This is a genomic window from Paenibacillus sp. CH40 (assembly GCF_024213605.1).
In the GTDB taxonomy this organism is placed as follows: domain Bacteria; phylum Bacillota; class Bacilli; order Paenibacillales; family Paenibacillaceae; genus Paenibacillus; species Paenibacillus polymyxa_B.
This window is the reverse complement of sequence record NZ_JANAVQ010000001.1, coordinates 785,469-802,308: the sequence shown is the minus strand read 5'-3', so window position 1 is coordinate 802,308 and position 16,840 is coordinate 785,469. Positions and strand designations below refer to the sequence as shown.

The following is a 16,840-nucleotide window of genomic DNA, read 5'->3' as shown; positions in this document are numbered from 1 at the left end:
AAGCCGACAACGGGTAATACATAATACATCATCCGCTATAAGGAGTGTGCAACTATGCCTTGGAACAAACATGATTACCCTCCATCCATGAAAAACCTGGAACCTCGGGTGCGAGAAAAAGCCGTTGATATTGCTAACGCTCTACTCCGTGACGGCTATGAAGAAGGACGCTCGATTGCGATTGCCACTTCCCAAGCCGAGGAATGGAACGATAATCATCCAGCCGAGCAAGATGAGAAACCTAAAAAACATGAAAAACAGCATTCAAGCGAAAATGTACACGACCATCATTCCGCTTCTTCCGATGAGAAGGAACCCATTCATGTGGTGCCGTACGAGGATCGCTGGGCAATCAAAGAAGAGGGACACAACCATCCCATTTCAACCTTTAAACACAAAAATGAGGCGATTGATGAGGCTCAAAGTTTTGTAGAACGCCAACAGATTTCTGCAATTATTCATGACCGGGATGGACGCATCCATTCTACTTTAAAACCTTCCTGATAGAAGCTGAATACAGCGAAAGGGTGTTACGAAAGAAGATTTCTCTCCTGACGTAACACCCTTTCCTTATTGACGAAGGCTGTGGACGACCGGCACTGTTTTGGCAACTACCTTTTTAGCGGGAATAGCCGCTGGCAGTACCTTTTTCACAGGTCGGTGCAGTTGGAACGTGGTCGTCCATGTAATTATTTTTCCGGCAAGCCACACAGCCAGTATTGTAAACATTGTTTCCTTCATAGGCAGATACAACAGTGATAATCCCAATACGATGATGTCACTGACAATAAACACGTTGCCGATTTTCCACCCGCGCCACTCACTGATCAGCAGAGATAAGATATCATCGCCCCCGGTTGCTCCACCGAATCGCAGTACGATTCCGGCTCCCAAACCTGTAAGCACCCCACAAAGTAGAGCAGCTATCAGCAGATTTCCATGTAGATCTATAACCAGAGTCGAATACTTCTCAAATCCTGCATAAAACAGTGAAAAAGCGACGGCTCCGATTAACGCAAGCAGCATAAATCTTCTGCCCTTCAGTACCCATGCCAGCAATATGACGGGAATATCAAGCAGCAACATACTCCATGCTGGAGATATGCCAAACGCGTAATGTCCCAGCAGGGCCAAGCCTGCAAATCCGCCTTCTGACAAATGATTCTGAGCATTAATGTGATAGTACGTAAAAGCTAAAATGCATGTTCCGAGCAGCATGACAGCAATCTGTCTCAATGCTCCATTGTTCACGATAGATTCGTAAGTTTTCCTCATACAGGCTCCCTCGGTTTCTCGTAAGTTTGATGTGGATGAACCCACTCTTACGGAAGCTACCGGATAAGATGTGCCTGGAGGACTTGGTCCTTCGCATGTACAATCCCCTCTTCCGCAGAGTTGGCTTTCGCAACTTGACGTTACTCCGCGGAAAAGCTAAGTATAAGACAGATCAAATCGTTTCCAAATCGTCCTTTGGGGAAGTATCCTTCGGGGACACATGGTATCCTGATCCTTTCTTTTGTGGAATAAAACTCCGACATTTCTGTGGTGCATATAATTCTATAATTTATTATACCACACCTTGTCACCTGCTAAACAGCTTGCTTTTTTGCTGCACCATATTTTATTTTATGTGTGAGCATGCTTTATTGTATGTGCGAATTAACGTATTATACCGAAGGTTTGGCGAATGTACATTTAATATAGCCCAAAACGTATTTTATTTCTGTTTAGATTATTATCCACTTAATTTGGCGGTTCTACGCTGGTTGGCCATAAACACCCCTCCAAGTATAAGGACCAGCCCGGTCAGAACGTTCCAGCCGATATGTTCATTCAGGAGCAAAAAGCCCCATACGATGGCACTTACTGGTACAAAATACGTCACCGAAGAAGCAAATTCCGCACTCCCCCGCAAAATCATGTAGTTGAACAAAATATATGCTACTCCTGATCCTAAAACTCCCAGCCCTATAAGGGAACCCAATACACCTGGATCAGAAACAATCGACAAATCAGGTCTCTCCACAATTGCCATCATAATACCACCCCCTACCGCCGCACCAAACAGTGTCGCAAAGGTAGCCTGATACATGGAAAGATTGGAGAGAAAACGTTTGGAGAGCTGTGTTCCAAATCCATAGCAGAGAGTCGCAAGCAGCATACACCCAAAACCCACAGGGTCAACAGAAATAATAGATGCAGGATTAATACCCAATAAAATAATAATTCCTACAAAAGCGAGCCCCATTCCTAACCACTGCATCCGATGAAAAATAGCCCCGAAAAAAACAAGCCCCACCAACATGGTCCATATTGGCGTGGTGGCATTCAATACAGAAGCCATGCTGCTAGCTATTTTGGTCTCGCTAAAACCGATCAATGTCCATGGCAAAACCATGTTGACCAAAGCTACCAGAGTAACCGATTTCCACGGAATGCTTTTAATTTTAAACGGCCTGCGCATAAGTAGCATTAATAAGACGATAAAAATAAGTCCAAAGCTGGATCTAAGAAATACAATAGTCCACGGTCCTACTTGATGTAGCAACAACACCTTGATAAACATAAACGAACCGCCCCAAATGAGGCTCAACAATAATAAAGCTGCATATAACGAACGTGACAATATGTATACCTTCTTTCTCCACTTTCTTAAGTTAAATAGTAGAGGCTGACCGCAGTCAGAACGATCTCCTCTTTTATGTAAGTTTTTATCCATTAGCTTAACATAAACTCTGTTTGACTGTCATTGGCGATAAACTCAAGAATTCTTTACACAATGGCACATGGGTATCGCTCTCTACCACTTTTCCAATAATTGAGGATTGCTTTAGCCTTGGAAAAATACCTATGATGAGGTATAAACAGAACACACGTTCTATATAATGATTATATATTGTATTCTTACTCGGAGTAAAGGAGATTTTTATGCCAAGCCAAAAGACACTGAACCACAAGAATAAAGCTCCTTTGCCTTCTGAAGAAGACGCAGGGCTAGTCAAGATCTGTGTACTTCTAACTCTTGTGCTGGATGTGCTGGAACGAGACATTCGTATTATACATACCTCCCCTCTAAAAATGCCTGATTTGTATGTTCGTAGCCTGACTGGAGTACAACAGCGTGTAGCTGTTCAATTAGCAGAGACAAAGACGCGAATGAAAACACTAGGGGTTAAAATATACAGCGAAATCCGAAATCATGAAGGCGTAGAGGTTTTGTATATATGCCGCGGCTATCAAAGACGATTTTTCATGCTTTCATCCTTTGCCCGCAGCGAGGTCCGGCGGAAACTGGGACACTATCTAGGAATTGATCCGACGCAAGATTAAGCCCCCTTGTAATCTAGTCTCTAGTTCTTGCACGATTACATTTCATTCCTTGCAAAATAACCAACCCATTTCCCATTTTCAACCTAAATTCTAGTATAAAACTATTGCATTACGCGAAGTGAAGGTGATTCAAGAATGGATAAGTCACCAGATCATGGATAAATTCAATCCATATGGCACACATTATGCCTATCTCATCCAAAAAGGAGGGCTCTCTTGGCTGGACATGACGCAGCTTCCGTTGAATTAAACAGAAATGTTTCCTTTATTGAGCAAGCCCTTTTTTATACGGATGATTTAAAAAAACAGGCAATTTCCGTTGACGGCAAAGACGGTATGCTGCTCTATATTGATTCGCTCGTAGATCAGGAGATGATTCAAACTCATATCCTGAGTGCCTTATATGAGAAAATCGATGCAGTCTCTCATCAAATGTTCACCACCTTAAGCAGTCAAAAAGACACCGACCTTCAAAATGCTGCTGATTCGCTTATTCAGGGATATTGCATTTTTATGATAAATGGAGCGGAAGAATTTTTTATCCTTTCTTCCGAAAAGACGTATGCTCGCAGTACGGACGAGCCAGAAAACGAAGGGGTTATTCGGGGACCGCACAATGGATTCATTGAGCAGTTATCCATCAATCTAAATCTGATTCGCAAACAAATTGTCACACCGTCGCTGGTTGTACGCTACTTTTATGTGGGATCTAAAACCCGGACTAAAATCGCTATTGTCTATGTTCAAGACTTGGCTAATCCTGAGCTAGTGGAAGCAGTGAAAACGAGAATTAAAGCGATCTCCTCCGATATGGTGCTCCCCCCCCGGTTTTATTCAAGAGTTTATTGAGGACAACCCTTTTTCCCTCTTCCCTCAACAGCTCAGCACGGAACGACCGGATCGTGTGACCGCCAATCTAATGGAGGGACGGATAGCGATTTTGGCTGAAGGTAGCCCTACTGCTCTAATAGCTCCCGTCTCTTTTTTTGCATTTTACCAAAGTCCAGATGATTATCACGGCCGTTGGATTATTAGTTCATTTCTAAGAACGATTCGAATGATGAGCTTTTTGATCGCTTTTACGCTGCCTGCCATTTACATTGCGACGATTGCTTTTCATCCAGCTATTTTGCCACTAGAGTTGGCGCATACCATTAAAAAATCACTGGAAAATGTTCCATTCCCAGCGATTGTGGAGGCTATGCTGCTTGAATTGATCTTTGAGGTGCTACGAGAAGCCGGGGTCCGTCTACCCAGTCGGGTTGGCCAAACTATTGGAATCGTTGGTGGTCTCGTCATCGGAGATGCTATCGTTCGGGCTGGTCTCGTGTCGTATACGATGATCATCGTCGTCTCGTTAACAGCCATTTCTTCTTTTTTAGTGCCTTCTCATGAAATGAGCTCAGCGGTTCGTATCCTTCGTTTTCCGATGATGATTGCTGCAGCCTTGTTTGGATACATTGGCATTGCTTTCGGTTTGCTTTTTCTTACTATCCACCTTTGCAAGCTGGAGACCTTTGGTACGCCCTACTTTGCTCCTCTTGCACCATTCCGGCTCGGTGATATGAAAGATGTTTTTATCCGCTTTCCGATTTGGACATTTCATCAGCGACCATATGATTCCCAAGCCCAAAAATTGAAGCAGCAGAACGACTCTAGGAGCTGGAAACGACGTGAATAAAGAAAGTACCATTGCATCGGGTCAACTTTTTTTTCTCATCATCAAGTTTGAGATTGGCGTAGACATTTTGTCACTTCCCTATCAGATGCACCTTTCAGCTAAAGGAGGGGGTTGGATATCTGTCATTATTGGCGGCCTTTTGATTCAACTCATTATTTTGATGTGCTGGCTTCTGCTAAGACGTTTTCCCTCCTCTTCGATTTATCAAATATTAACCCAAATTACTGGTTGCTGGATTGGAAAAGTATTGACTGTGGCTTACATCGCTTACTATCTGCTTATGGGTACCTCCGTTCTTGTGAACGCATATGACGTCATCAATCGCTGGATGCTGCAATATACTCCCCGTTGGGCTATACTTGCCCTGTTTTTGTTCAGTAGCATATATCTGGTTCGCGAAAATTTAAGAACAATTGCTCGAGTGCTTGTTTTAATTTCATTTCTGATTTTTCCCATGATGCTGTTAATTAGCTATGGTATAAAGCAGTCCAACCCGCTTTATCTGCTACCTCTGACTGAGGCGGGATGGCCCCGTATTATTGTCGGTTCAAAAGAAACGCTCCTAGCGATGTTTGGTTTTGAGTTCATTCTTGTCGTCTTTCCCATGACTGAGGGCAAAAGTATAGGCAAGCTCAAGTCAATTTTGGCAGCTAACGCGATCGTGGTACTATTGTATTGTTTTACTGTATTTACCTGTACAACCGTATTCAGCCCCCAACAGCTTGAATTAATGTCGGAGCCAGTCATTTATTTGCTCAGATCCATTCCACTGGGAACGATGGATCGGGTCGATTTTATTTTTCTGCCAATTTGGCTCATTTCGATCTTTGGCGCTATAAGTGGTTATTATTATGCAGCGTCTTACGGAATAAGCTATCTATTCAAGCAAAAGAGTCACAAAAAGGCGGTTCCCTTTGTTGTGCTCGCCTCATGTTGTATTGCCTATTTGCCTCAACGAAGAGAAGATTTCGAGCTTATTGGTTCCATAGCTAATAATTCTGCTTATATTTTCCTAATTGTGTTCCCTTTTCTGCTGCTGATCCTATCGTATCTCTTCAAAAAAAAGGAGGGACCTGAAACATGAAAAAAAAGAGCAGAGCGCTTGGAATGCTAACTCTACTCATTTTTATAACAGGCTGCTGGGATCAGGACAATTTGAAGGATGCCCGATTGGCAAATGCATCGGCTTATGATCTCACTCCTGAAGGCATGTTGCTGCAAACGCTAGAGGTTGTAGACGATTCTCAAAGCAATCAAGGTAAAAGCACCAATGAAATTCACTCAGGCACCGGTCATTCCGTTCGGCAAAGCACAGACAAAATCCGAGCCAAAGTAACCGGGGATATCCGCTTTTTCAAATACGGAGTTATTCTGTATGGTACAAGCTTGGCTCGAAAAGATCTATATCCCTATCTGGATGTGCTGTATCGTGAGCCTGACCATCCGACTTCCCATGTCAAGGTAGCTATTGTAGATGGATTAGCTGGAGAAATAATAGATCAAAAAGGCATAGGTAACCTCTTAATTGGCGAATTTATAACCAAAAAAATCAGAAGCCTTGAGGAAATGTGTATGTTCCCGGAAATGACACTGGAGACACTGCTCCCCCCAATGCTTGATCCGGGTCAAGATTTTGTGCTTCCCTATCTTTCCAAAGGAGGAGAAGATATTACAGCACGCGGAATTGCCTTATTTCACGGACAAAAATTCACAGGAAGCCTAAGTAATGAGCAAGGTGTTTTATATGTCCTGATGACTGGAAAGTGGAAACATACAGCTCGCTTTGTAAAAAGGATACACCCAGGATCTGTCGGTGATGTGCAAAACTTTATTACGTATCAGGCTAACATTCAGAATATCAAACGTAGCCTTAAAGTGAAAGTTCAGCGCGATGGACAAATTGATGTGGAGCTTAACCTGAAATTGCCTGTCGATATTGTTGAATATGCACGAAATCATCTTCAAGATAAAGCTAACGTACGGCGTCTAAACCGTCAACTTTCCGAAATCATGACCCAGGATGCGGAACAAATTATCCGTACACTTCAGGAAAATGGATGTGATGCCTTTGGCGTAGGCAGACAGTTGATCGCTCATCATCCAGCAGTATGGAAAAGTGTAGATTGGAATAAAGAATATCCCAATGTCCGTTTTCATCCGCAGGTCACTGTAGACATTGTCGGGAACGGCATTTTAAACTAAGCCGTTCCTGTCGTTTAGTTTTTGGGTTGATCAGATATTATTTCTGGATAAATAACTTCATCAGATTGGGTTTTTGGAGTCTCACTCTGGCTTTCCGATTCAGAAGAAGTCCCCTGTTCGTTTTCAACAGAAGGTTGCGAAGTATCTGTTGATGGCACATCGTTATTCTCATCAGGCATTTCTATCTCTGTGTCTGCGTCAGGAACAGCAGGATCCGTTTCCTCTGGTGGAATTTTCTCTTGATCTATTGCAGGTACCTCAACCTCTGGGACTTCTTTTTCCTTGATATCTGGTTTGGACGGGACCACTGGTCTAGCAGAACGCGGAAGCCGTTCTCTTCCAACTTCAGTAGGCACATACTTTTGATTAAACCAGTCAGTCACAAGTTGACCCGATTGACGGGAATAACGCCCTGGCAGCTTACCTGTAAGGCTAGAAACCGTAACTCTTACAACACCTTCCGGCCGTATAAAGTGCTTATTCTTAAAAAGTTCAGGCTGGTCCTTGACCGCCTCATTCATGATCAGTGCCCACACTGACTGTGCTCTGGAATGGCCTTCTTGAGATAATGTATTAACCTGTTGGCGGTAACCGGCCCAGACGCCTAGTGTAACGTCAGGTGTGTACCCCATAAACCACACATCACCAAAGTTTTGTGTTGTACCGGTTTTACCGGCGATATCAATGGCACCGTAGCTTTTAAAAGCATTTTGCAGGCGTTTACCAGTTCCCCTCGGATCTGATATAACAGTTTTAAGCATATCCGTCATCAAAAATGCGGTTTGCTGCGAATATACACGCTTCGTCTGCGGTTTAAATTCATATATGATCTTCCCGTTGGCATCCGTAATTTTGCTAATCAGATGAGGTGCATTATATACACCCATATTGGGAATCGTTCCATATGCTGCGGTCAGTTCCTCGACGGATACCCCTTTGCTTAGTCCACCCAGAACCCCTGTCTGAGCATGTTCATCCTGCGGCTGAATCGTCGTAATTCCAAGAGAACGCACAAAATTCCAAGCGTTTGGAATTTTAACTTCATATAAGAACAGCCTCAGTGCAGGGATATTGATTGACCGATTGAGTGCTTCACGGGCTGTCATAAGCCCCTCGTACCGTCTGTTATAATTTTTAGGAATATGATAACCTTTACGCCCGTCTTTCAATATGATTTGTGAATCATCAATAAGACCGGCTGGCTGAGTGTAGCCCTTTTCCAAAGCAGGTAAATAAGCAGCAATAGGCTTCATGGCAGAACCGGGCTGACGTGTCATTTGAGTTGCATAGTTCATTTGCTCGGTATTAAAATCCCTGCCCTCGATCATACCGAGTATAGCCCCTGTTTTATGATCAATCATGATTGCTGCAATCTGCTCTAATCCCTTCTTCTTACTGTATGGAGAAAAGTTTTGTGGATTGGCTGCAATCTGCCGCATATTGTTATAAATTTTCTTATTTATCGTTGTATAAATTCGATATCCGGACCGTTGCAACTCTTCTCGCGTATTTTGAAGAAGCTCGGCATGCTCAGGCTTGGAAATCTCGGCTGCTGTGATATCGGGATTTTGTTGGAGCGCTAACAATTGGGCGGCTTCCCGCTCTGTCTCCAGCATCAAATAAGGGAATGTGTTATAGCTTTTTTCGCGATGTGGCGCAAGAGTGGCTTTCACATCAAATTGAAGCGCCTCGTTATATTCGGATAGCGTAAGTTTACCTGTTGCCAGCATTCTTCCCAACACGACACGCTGGCGCTCCATCGCTTTATTGAAGCCTTCTTCATCAAAGTTCCCTTTACCATCAAAAGCGGAATAAACAGATGGCAGTTGGGGAAGACCTGCCAAATAAGCCGCCTGAGCAATATGAAGCTTATGTAGATCACTTACATTGAAAATCCCTAAAGAAGCAGACTTGATTCCATATAAATTGTAACCAGCGGAACCATTACCAAAGGGCATTTTGTTTAAGTAAGCCGTTAATATTTTATCCTTACCCATAAAACGCTCCATACGCAGTGCCAGCAGCATTTCCTTCACCTTGCGGCTGTCCGTCTTATCCAGACTGAGAAAAACCCTTCGGGCTACCTGCTGCGTCAGTGTGCTGCCGCCTGTTTGGCGGTTTTCATTTAAAAGCTTCTGCTTAACAGCACGAGCTGTTCCCTTTAAATCCACACCACGATGCTCATAAAATTGGCTGTCTTCCGTTGAAATGAGGGCGTCCACAATAGACTGAGGGACATCCTTCAGATCAACGAGCTGTCGATCCTCCTCCATGCGCATTCTTCCAACTGGAGTTACCTGATCATTAAAAAATACAAAGCTGGTCAGAGCGTTCTCATTTACCTTTTCATATATCAACTGACGTGATCGTACAGGTTCATCATGAACCAGTGCCGCTACATAACCGGATATAAGACCTCCAGCAAATAGCACTCCAAGTACACCCGCAAACGAGAACCACTTGATATTAATCAGCAAAACTCTGCCAAAAATACGCCACCTACTGCGTTTTTGAGATGATGGTCGACGTTTTGGGTTCATAAAAATGGTTTTCTCCCCTCAATATTCATTCATTTCCACTTGTTTTTGCTCAAGATATTATGATACGCCATGTTAGGTTTTCCGTAAACTGTAACGTTCCAAAAAATACATTTGTATTAGGAACACTTGTTCTGTATATAATACTACTATAAGAGTATATATTCAAGAATATTTTGGAAGGATAATCCACACATTTCAGGAGAGGAGATCGGATTTTTGGAGGAACGCAGAAATAGAACCATATTCTTATCGGACTGCCAAAGTTTTTATACTAGCATCGAAAAAGCAGATGATCCCAAATACCAACATAAGCCACTCGTTGTGGCCGGTGACCCTGCACTTCGTTCAGGCATTATTTTAGCTGCGTGTCCGCTGGCCAAAAAATACGGTATATCTACAGCAGAACGTCTGGGAGAAGCGGTGAAAAAATGTCCTGACCTTATCATTGTACGTCCGCGTATGCAGCATTATATCGATGTCTCATTAAAAATAACAGAAATTTATAATGAATATACGGATTTGGTTGAGGTTTTCAGCATTGATGAACAGTTTCTGGATATGAGCGGAAGCCTCTCCCTGTTCGGGGATCCGGTGAGTATTGCAAGTGAAATTCAGCAAAAGGTACTGGCGCAAACAGGAGTATGGATTCGAATTGGTATCGGCTCCAACAAAATGCTGGCTAAAACCGCAACAGATATATGGGCTAAAAAAAATGACAGTGGCATTTTCTTGTTGCCTGCATCCGATATTGCAGCGTTGCTATGGCCCCAGCCAGTACGTCTTATGTTCGGCATCGGTTCACGAATGGAACGGCATTTGGAGAAGCTTGGACTACACACCATTGGAGATATCGCACGTACTCCCTTACCTCGGCTACAGGACAAATTCCGGTCTCATTTCGGTAAGCAGTCCGATATTCAGGCAGAGGTAATATGGCGAACTGCTAACGGGATCGATCACAGCCCGGTCAAGCCGGAAACATTTAATACACCTCCCAAATCCATCGGTCATATGATGACTCTTCCTCGAGACTATCTCCAGCTTGCGGAAGTGGAAACCATCCTGCTTGAACTAACAGAGGAGGTGTGTCGGGACGCCCGCCGCAAAGGATATATGGGCTCGGTTGTGACTGTTCATTGTATATGCAGTCCCTACGAGGCACCAACCGGATTCTCCCGACAAATGAAGATACCCGATCCTACAAACCATACCCAAAAGGTATATGAAACCGTTAAAAAAATCTTTTATACTTTTTGGAATCATATGCCTGTGAAGCGCGCAGGAGTTACTTTAAGCGGATTGGTGGATGATCAACTGTATCAACTGGATTTTTTTGAGGATCAGGAGCGATCCCGTGCTTTGGAAAAGGTGACGGACACTTTAAAGGATCGGTACGGTCAGTCCATCATCATGCGCGCATCGTCGTTAACAGATGCCGGGCAGGCCATGGAACGGTCTATCAAAATTGGCGGTCATTACAAATAAAAAATCTCATGATAAGCTCACACTAGCTATTGCCCGGGGAATGAACTAACTAAAACAAACCAAAAAGGATCGCCTGATATCAGGCAATCCTTTTTTTATCTGTGCTTCACAAAAAACATGGAGAGCGCTTCGAAGCACCTCTTCAAATAGCAATCAACGGAACATTCCCCACAGCTTGATTAGATGGAATGTATTGGACGGATCAATTTTTTGTGCCAATACGAAGGCGGTCAATTGCTCCTCCTGCGCAGCCGTCAAACGCTCGTTTAAAATAGCAGAAGTAGTCTTCACAAGATGACGCACCTTAGCTTTATTTTGCAGGTCCGCTTTAGTCACACCTTCGATCTGCTGCTTAACCCGATCCTTGAGCGCACGATTTTTCATTTTCAACTTAATCCGCTCCACCAGTTGCGGACTGATTCCATATTGCTGATAGCTCAATGTTGCCACACCTCCCATATCATTCGGTCATTCCCAAATATATGACGGCCAGCCTGTCCATTGTGCCTATCTGTTTAAAACGTTTAGAACAACCTCATGATTCATGGTGGATTAGTCGATGAGATCCCCCTGGAAAATCTGCTCTTTTTGCAAATAACCGCGCAGTGCTTCATACTGCGGAGATGTCCAAAAGGACGCATCCTTGATCAGATCAGTTGCATCCTCACGCGCCTTTTCCAGCACCTCAAAATCCGCTACCATATCTGCTAAACGAAACTCGGGTAGCCCACTCTGCTTGGTGCCAAAAAAGTCACCCGGCCCTCTCAAATCCAGATCGCGTCTAGCTACCTCAAAACCATCGTCCGTATCGGTCATAACCTTCATCCGCTCCTGACCAACCTCCGACTTAGGATCAGCGATCAGTACACAATACGAGGCATGTGCTCCCCGTCCGACACGTCCACGTAATTGATGTAACTGGGACAGCCCAAAACGATCCGCATCCATAATGATCATTAGCGTCGCATTGGGGACGTCTACCCCCACCTCCACAACCGTCGTTGAAACGAGCAACTGAACCTCATTCGCATAGAAAGAACGCATAACTTCTTCCTTTTCTGCGGGAGTCATTCGTCCATGTAATAGCCCAACGCGGTAATGTGGAAAAGCCTGTTGCATTTGAATATGCAAATCAATGGCATTCTGTACGTCCAACTTCTCCGACTCTTCAATCAACGGGCAAATCAGATAAGCCTGCCGTCCCTGATCTACCTCGCGGGAAATAAAACCAAGTACCCGATCCATCAGTTCGTGCTTCACCCAATAGGTGGAAATTGGAATACGCCCCTTCGGCCGCTCTGACAACGTAGAAACATCCATATCGCCAAACGCAGTGATGGCCAGCGTACGAGGGATCGGTGTGGCCGTCATCGTCAGCACATCGGGATTATAGCCTTTGCGACGCAGTACACTACGTTGGTTCACTCCGAATCTATGCTGCTCATCCGTTACAACAAGCCCAAGCTGGCGAAAATATACATCTTCCTGAATGAGAGCATGGGTGCCTACTACAATGTCCAGCAGACCCATTTGGAGAGCAGCTAGCAGCTCCTTACGCTTCTTCCCGGTTGTACTCCCAGTCAGTAGGCCCACACTGATTCCAAAGGGCTCAAACAGCTTGTGAAGCGACCGCATATGCTGCTCGGCCAATATTTCGGTTGGCACCATCAGCGCTCCCTGAAAACCAGAACGTACTGTGGCAAATAAACCGATGGCAGCAACAACTGTTTTACCTGACCCAACATCTCCCTGAAGCAGACGGTTCATACAATAAGGTGAGCGTAGATCGTGCAGTATTTCAAGCTCTACCTTCTTCTGTGCATCCGTTAATTCAAAAGGCAAAGCTCTTACAAATTCACGAATCGTGGCGTTATCCACCGTATGTACCACCCCGTCCGCTCGACCACGATTTAGCGCCCGGAATGCCTGCATTTTCAGCTGAAATAAAAATAGCTCCTCATACACCATCCGCCGACGAGCCTCTTGCCCCTCGCGGTTGTCCTGAGGCTGGTGTATACCCGCGATAGCCTGCTTGCGCGGCATCATACTATATTTGCGTACAAGCAACTCAGGCAATATTTCGGGGATCATTTCGCCAAACTGCTGGAGCGTCTGATTCATCGTTTTTCGCATCCAGCTTTGCGTAATCTTGCCGCCTATAGAGTACACCGGTTGAAGCGTCCCCGAGCGGGCTACTCCTTTATCAGGAAACTCAGAATCTGCAACAGTCATCTGCATACGTTTGAGGTCCCATTTACCAGTCACCACAATTTCACGACCTGAGGTTAGCTGCTCCTTCATGAAATGCCGATTAAACCATGTCGCGGTAAACATCCAATCCTCGGCCATCAATTTACAAGTCAACCTTGATTTGCGCCCGTAACGCTGAAGCACCGGAATGCCCATAATTTTGGCCTGTACCGTAATCTTATCTCCGTCCTTCACTTCGCTTAGCGAGCGCAGTCGGTAATCTTCATACCGAAACGGATAATATTCCAGCATGTCCTGTATGTTAGAAATGCCAAAAGCGTGAAGCTCTCCCTCTTTGAGAGCACTCACGCCATGTATTTGTTTTAAAGGTATTTGATCCAATTGCAGCATATTACCTCTCATCTCCGGCCGGCCATACAAAAATACCAATCGTTCCTGGCCCTACATGGGTCCCAATCACAGCGCCAAGTTCAGTATATATTCGATCCCCCAGCTCAAAATGCTCTGCCAGCTGAGCCACGAACGCTTCTGCCGCTGAGCGATCTGCCGTATGACCCACAGCAATATTAATTTTTTGGCCTTTTAAATCCCGCTCCAGTAGTTCAATAATTCGTGCTGTCGCTTTTTTATGCCCTCTCGCCTTATCAACCGAATAAATAATACCTTCTTTGTCAATCGAAAGAATCGGCTTAATGTTAAGCAACGTACCAACCATTGCCGCTGCCTTGCCAATACGTCCGCCTTTTTGTAGGTATTCCAGGGTATCCACCAGGAAATATAAACAACGGCGCTCCCCACGACGTTCCACAGCCCGAACAATATCAGTCGGGGAGTGTCCGGCAGCCGCCAGCTCTGCCGCATAAACCACTAGCATGCCGTATCCGTATGAAGCTGATTTGGAATCCACCACAGTCACTCTATGTTCATGCTTCTCCAGCATGGATTTGCCCAGCAGAGCAGACTGATACGTTCCGCTCACACCCGAGGATAAATGGATAGAGATAACCTGGCTCTCGGGGTATTGCTCTAACAGCGTCGTGTATGTCTCCAAAAAACGGGCTGGTGAAGGCTGTGACGTCGTAGGCAGCTCATCAGCCCGTACTAGTTCGCTGTAAAACTGCGACGCTGACATCTCAATGCCGTCCAGGTAAGCTGTGCTGCCGAACATCACTGTCAAGGGTACAACAACTATACCGAGACGGTCTGCTAATTCTTGTGGAATATCAGCCGTGCTATCCGTCAAAATGATGGTACTGCTCATCGGTCAGACCTCCTTTTGTTGTGGACTTCCATGGGCGTGCTAAAGCACATCAGGTTTCCACTGAGAACAAATAAGGATAAATCGGCTGACCACCTTCATGAACTTCCACTTCAGCATCCGCATAATTTTCTTCAAGCCATGCAACAAGCTGATCTGTGTCTTCTTGATTTGCGTCTGAACCTGTGAGAATCGTAACAATTTCATCGCCATTCACCAGCATCTTCGCTAGCAAAAGACGGGACGTTGCCATTAAGTGTTCCTCGGTCGCTACAATTTTGGAATCCTGAATACCGATGTAGTGCCCGGCTGTAATATGCAGGTCATCAAGCGTCGTATCCCGTACCGCGTAGGTCACTTGCCCAGACTTCACCCGGGTGACTGCGTCACGCATATTGTCCTGATTTACCTCAAAAGCCTCTTCCTCCTGGAAGGCAAATGCTGCCGCAATGCCCTGAGGAATTGTTTTGCTCGGAATAACCGACACCATACGTTCCATCTCTAGCAGTTCACGCGCTTGTTCTGCCGCCAAAATAATATTGGAATTATTCGGAAGAATAAAAATATGTTGAGCCGCAATCGAGCGCGCCGCATTAACGAAGTCCTCTGTGCTCGGATTCATTGTCTGGCCGCCAGAAAGGACAACATCGACGCCTAAACTTCTGAAAATATCAGCAATTCCTTCACCGGAAGCCACAGCTATAAAACCAAAGGATGCCAGTTCATGAGCGGGGGGCTCAGACGGCTCTTCCTCACGTGCAGGCTCTGTTGGTATTTCAGCAAACCACTCAGGCTCAGGAGCAACATCCATACCCGCAGACAACAAATCCCGATGCTGCTCGCGCATATTTAAAATACGTATCTGTGTAATTTCTCCGTAACGCAGTGCCAAATTCAGCACTTCACCAGGAGCCTTAGAATGCACGTGAACCTTGATAACATCATCGTCTGAAATTACGATAATAGAATCACCATCTACGGATAACGCTTTCCGGAAGGCTTCCTCATCAAAATCGGTACCTTGCGCTTCGCCCAATTGCCGATTAATAAAAAATTCCATATCATACAAAAATTCAATATTATCCGTTTCGAGCTTCGCTTGCGCAGAAATCGGCGCATCTGGGGAAGGAACAACTGCAGTAGCAGTAGGTCTCTCCGATACGTGAGGAGCAAAAACCGGGCGTACATTATCACTTTTTGCAGTTGGAGACGTCACCAAGCCGCTTCCAAGATGCTGCATAAAGCCTTCATAAATATACACAAGACCTTGCCCACCCGAATCTACAACTCCTACTTGCTTCAGTACAGGGAGCATGTCCTGCGTCATGGCAAGCGTTTCCTTCGCTTTGGCAAGCACTTCTTCCATCAATTCCGTGATGTCGTTCGTCCGGCGCGAGAAAAACACAGCATGCTTGGCCGCTTCCTTCGCCACGGTAAGAATTGTACCCTCCACCGGCTTAACCACCGCCTTGTAGGCCGCATCCACCCCGCTCTGCAATGCCGATGCGAACTGAAGGGTATTCAATTCCTCGTATGGGGCAGCGTAACGGCTGAAGCCACGAAACAACTGAGACAGGATAACCCCTGAATTGCCGCGGGCTCCCATCAGCAAACCTTTGGATAATATGCCGGACATGACACCGATGGAGGAAGAATCCCCCCTCTTTAATTCCGTTACGCCCGCGCTCATCGTCAAATTCATGTTGGTTCCCGTATCACCGTCTGGCACCGGGAATACATTTAGTGAATTGACATGTTCCGCATGCTGCTGTAATTGTTCCGCCCCGGCTAAAACCATTGCGGTAAAATCTGTTCCATTCAAAGAACGATTACTCAAGAGAATTCCCCTTCCTAGCTTAATACACTTGTTTTACTATCAACCTTCACCACACCTTATCCAGCTGTGCCTACAGGTTCAATTAAATTATACTAAAGCCAGACGACGAATACGAATGTCACACTTTCATAAGCACTTGTACTCACGTCTGGTCGCTCTTCTACAGGTCATATAAAATGAAAAACCAGTCAACTGCCCAACAATAAATCATCGGCTGGAATGATAACTATAGTCCCGCCTCTGAACCGCCGGCATGACTGGAATAAGAATTCACATTCCATTTAAATACAAAATAA

General features: G+C 45.0%; 12 protein-coding genes and 1 pseudogene. 6 read left to right on the top strand and 7 right to left on the bottom strand.

From position 1 onward, the window contains the following. Positions 1-54 precede the first annotated feature (54 nt). On the top strand, positions 55-504 hold the full coding sequence (locus tag NLX73_RS03330; RefSeq protein WP_254325356.1) for a DUF2188 domain-containing protein: 450 nt from the start codon (positions 55-57) through the stop codon (positions 502-504). A 66-nt stretch (positions 505-570) separates the two neighbouring features. On the opposite strand, the gene NLX73_RS03325 is transcribed toward NLX73_RS03330, so the two are convergent. Next, positions 571-1,275 carry a YitT family protein gene (locus NLX73_RS03325; RefSeq protein ID WP_013310869.1) on the bottom strand — a complete coding sequence of 235 codons (705 nt, stop codon included), beginning with the start codon at positions 1,273-1,275 and terminating at the stop codon, positions 571-573. Between the two features lie 460 nt (positions 1,276-1,735). Continuing rightward, the gene (locus tag NLX73_RS03320) at positions 1,736-2,626 is read right to left on the bottom strand and encodes a DMT family transporter (protein WP_061829040.1); all 891 of its coding nucleotides are present in this window, start codon (positions 2,624-2,626) and stop codon (positions 1,736-1,738) included. A gap of 302 nt (positions 2,627-2,928) precedes the next feature. Here NLX73_RS03320 and NLX73_RS03315 point away from each other — a divergent pair, with 302 nt between their 5' ends. The 4 genes and pseudogenes from NLX73_RS03315 to NLX73_RS03295 all read left to right on the top strand — a co-directional run bounded on the left by NLX73_RS03315 (position 2,929) and on the right by NLX73_RS03295 (position 7,213). Further along, positions 2,929-3,330, top strand: a complete 402-nt coding sequence (locus tag NLX73_RS03315; protein WP_250239353.1) for a YhjD family protein — start codon at positions 2,929-2,931, stop codon at positions 3,328-3,330. A gap of 216 nt (positions 3,331-3,546) precedes the next feature. Beyond that, a pseudogene (locus NLX73_RS25195) lies at positions 3,547-5,011 on the top strand (spore germination protein). Continuing rightward, positions 5,004-6,095 (top strand): GerAB/ArcD/ProY family transporter, encoded by a 1,092-nt coding sequence (locus tag NLX73_RS03300; protein ID WP_254325354.1) that lies wholly within the window; start codon positions 5,004-5,006, stop codon positions 6,093-6,095. The pseudogene NLX73_RS25195 and the gene NLX73_RS03300 overlap by 8 nt, the downstream one beginning before the upstream one ends. Next, positions 6,092-7,213, top strand: a complete 1,122-nt coding sequence (locus tag NLX73_RS03295; protein ID WP_254325353.1) for a Ger(x)C family spore germination protein — start codon at positions 6,092-6,094, stop codon at positions 7,211-7,213. The genes NLX73_RS03300 and NLX73_RS03295 overlap by 4 nt, the downstream gene beginning before the upstream one ends. A 14-nt stretch (positions 7,214-7,227) precedes the next feature. Here NLX73_RS03295 and NLX73_RS03290 read toward each other — a convergent pair whose 3' ends face one another. Then, the gene (locus NLX73_RS03290; RefSeq protein WP_254325352.1) at positions 7,228-9,753 is read right to left on the bottom strand and encodes a transglycosylase domain-containing protein; all 2,526 of its coding nucleotides are present in this window, start codon (positions 9,751-9,753) and stop codon (positions 7,228-7,230) included. Between the two features lie 216 nt (positions 9,754-9,969). Between NLX73_RS03290 and NLX73_RS03285 the strand changes: the two genes are divergently transcribed. Continuing rightward, the gene (locus NLX73_RS03285; protein WP_250268753.1) at positions 9,970-11,238 is read left to right on the top strand and encodes a DNA polymerase IV; all 1,269 of its coding nucleotides are present in this window, start codon (positions 9,970-9,972) and stop codon (positions 11,236-11,238) included. A 153-nt stretch (positions 11,239-11,391) separates the two neighbouring features. Here the strand turns inward: NLX73_RS03285 and NLX73_RS03280 are convergent, their stop codons facing one another. From NLX73_RS03280 to NLX73_RS03265, 4 genes are all read right to left on the bottom strand, one after another. Further along, positions 11,392-11,679 carry a stage VI sporulation protein F gene (locus tag NLX73_RS03280; protein WP_061829033.1) on the bottom strand — a complete coding sequence of 96 codons (288 nt, stop codon included), beginning with the start codon at positions 11,677-11,679 and terminating at the stop codon, positions 11,392-11,394. Between the two features lie 111 nt (positions 11,680-11,790). After that, positions 11,791-13,839, bottom strand: coding sequence for an ATP-dependent DNA helicase RecG (gene recG / locus NLX73_RS03275; RefSeq protein ID WP_069289870.1), 2,049 nt, complete (start codon positions 13,837-13,839; stop codon positions 11,791-11,793). Position 13,840: 1 nt separating this feature from the next. Further along, the gene (locus tag NLX73_RS03270) at positions 13,841-14,710 is read right to left on the bottom strand and encodes a DegV family protein (RefSeq protein ID WP_235309509.1); all 870 of its coding nucleotides are present in this window, start codon (positions 14,708-14,710) and stop codon (positions 13,841-13,843) included. Between the two features lie 49 nt (positions 14,711-14,759). Beyond that, positions 14,760-16,544 (bottom strand): DAK2 domain-containing protein, encoded by a 1,785-nt coding sequence (locus NLX73_RS03265; protein ID WP_254325351.1) that lies wholly within the window; start codon positions 16,542-16,544, stop codon positions 14,760-14,762. Positions 16,545-16,840 lie beyond the last annotated feature (296 nt).

Bases quoted from the DNA above. Each gene is read 5' to 3' on its own strand.
- NLX73_RS03330 (WP_254325356.1), top strand. From the start codon at position 55: ATGCCTTGGAACAAACATGATTACCCTCCATCCATGAAAAACCTGGAA.
- NLX73_RS03325 (WP_013310869.1), bottom strand. From the start codon at position 1,275: ATGAGGAAAACTTACGAATCTATCGTGAACAATGGAGCATTGAGACAG.
- NLX73_RS03315 (WP_250239353.1), top strand. From the start codon at position 2,929: ATGCCAAGCCAAAAGACACTGAACCACAAGAATAAAGCTCCTTTGCCT.
- NLX73_RS03295 (WP_254325353.1), top strand. From the start codon at position 6,092: ATGAAAAAAAAGAGCAGAGCGCTTGGAATGCTAACTCTACTCATTTTT.
- NLX73_RS03290 (WP_254325352.1), bottom strand. From the start codon at position 9,753: ATGAACCCAAAACGTCGACCATCATCTCAAAAACGCAGTAGGTGGCGT.
- recG (WP_069289870.1), bottom strand. From the start codon at position 13,839: ATGCTGCAATTGGATCAAATACCTTTAAAACAAATACATGGCGTGAGT.
- NLX73_RS03270 (WP_235309509.1), bottom strand. From the start codon at position 14,710: ATGAGCAGTACCATCATTTTGACGGATAGCACGGCTGATATTCCACAA.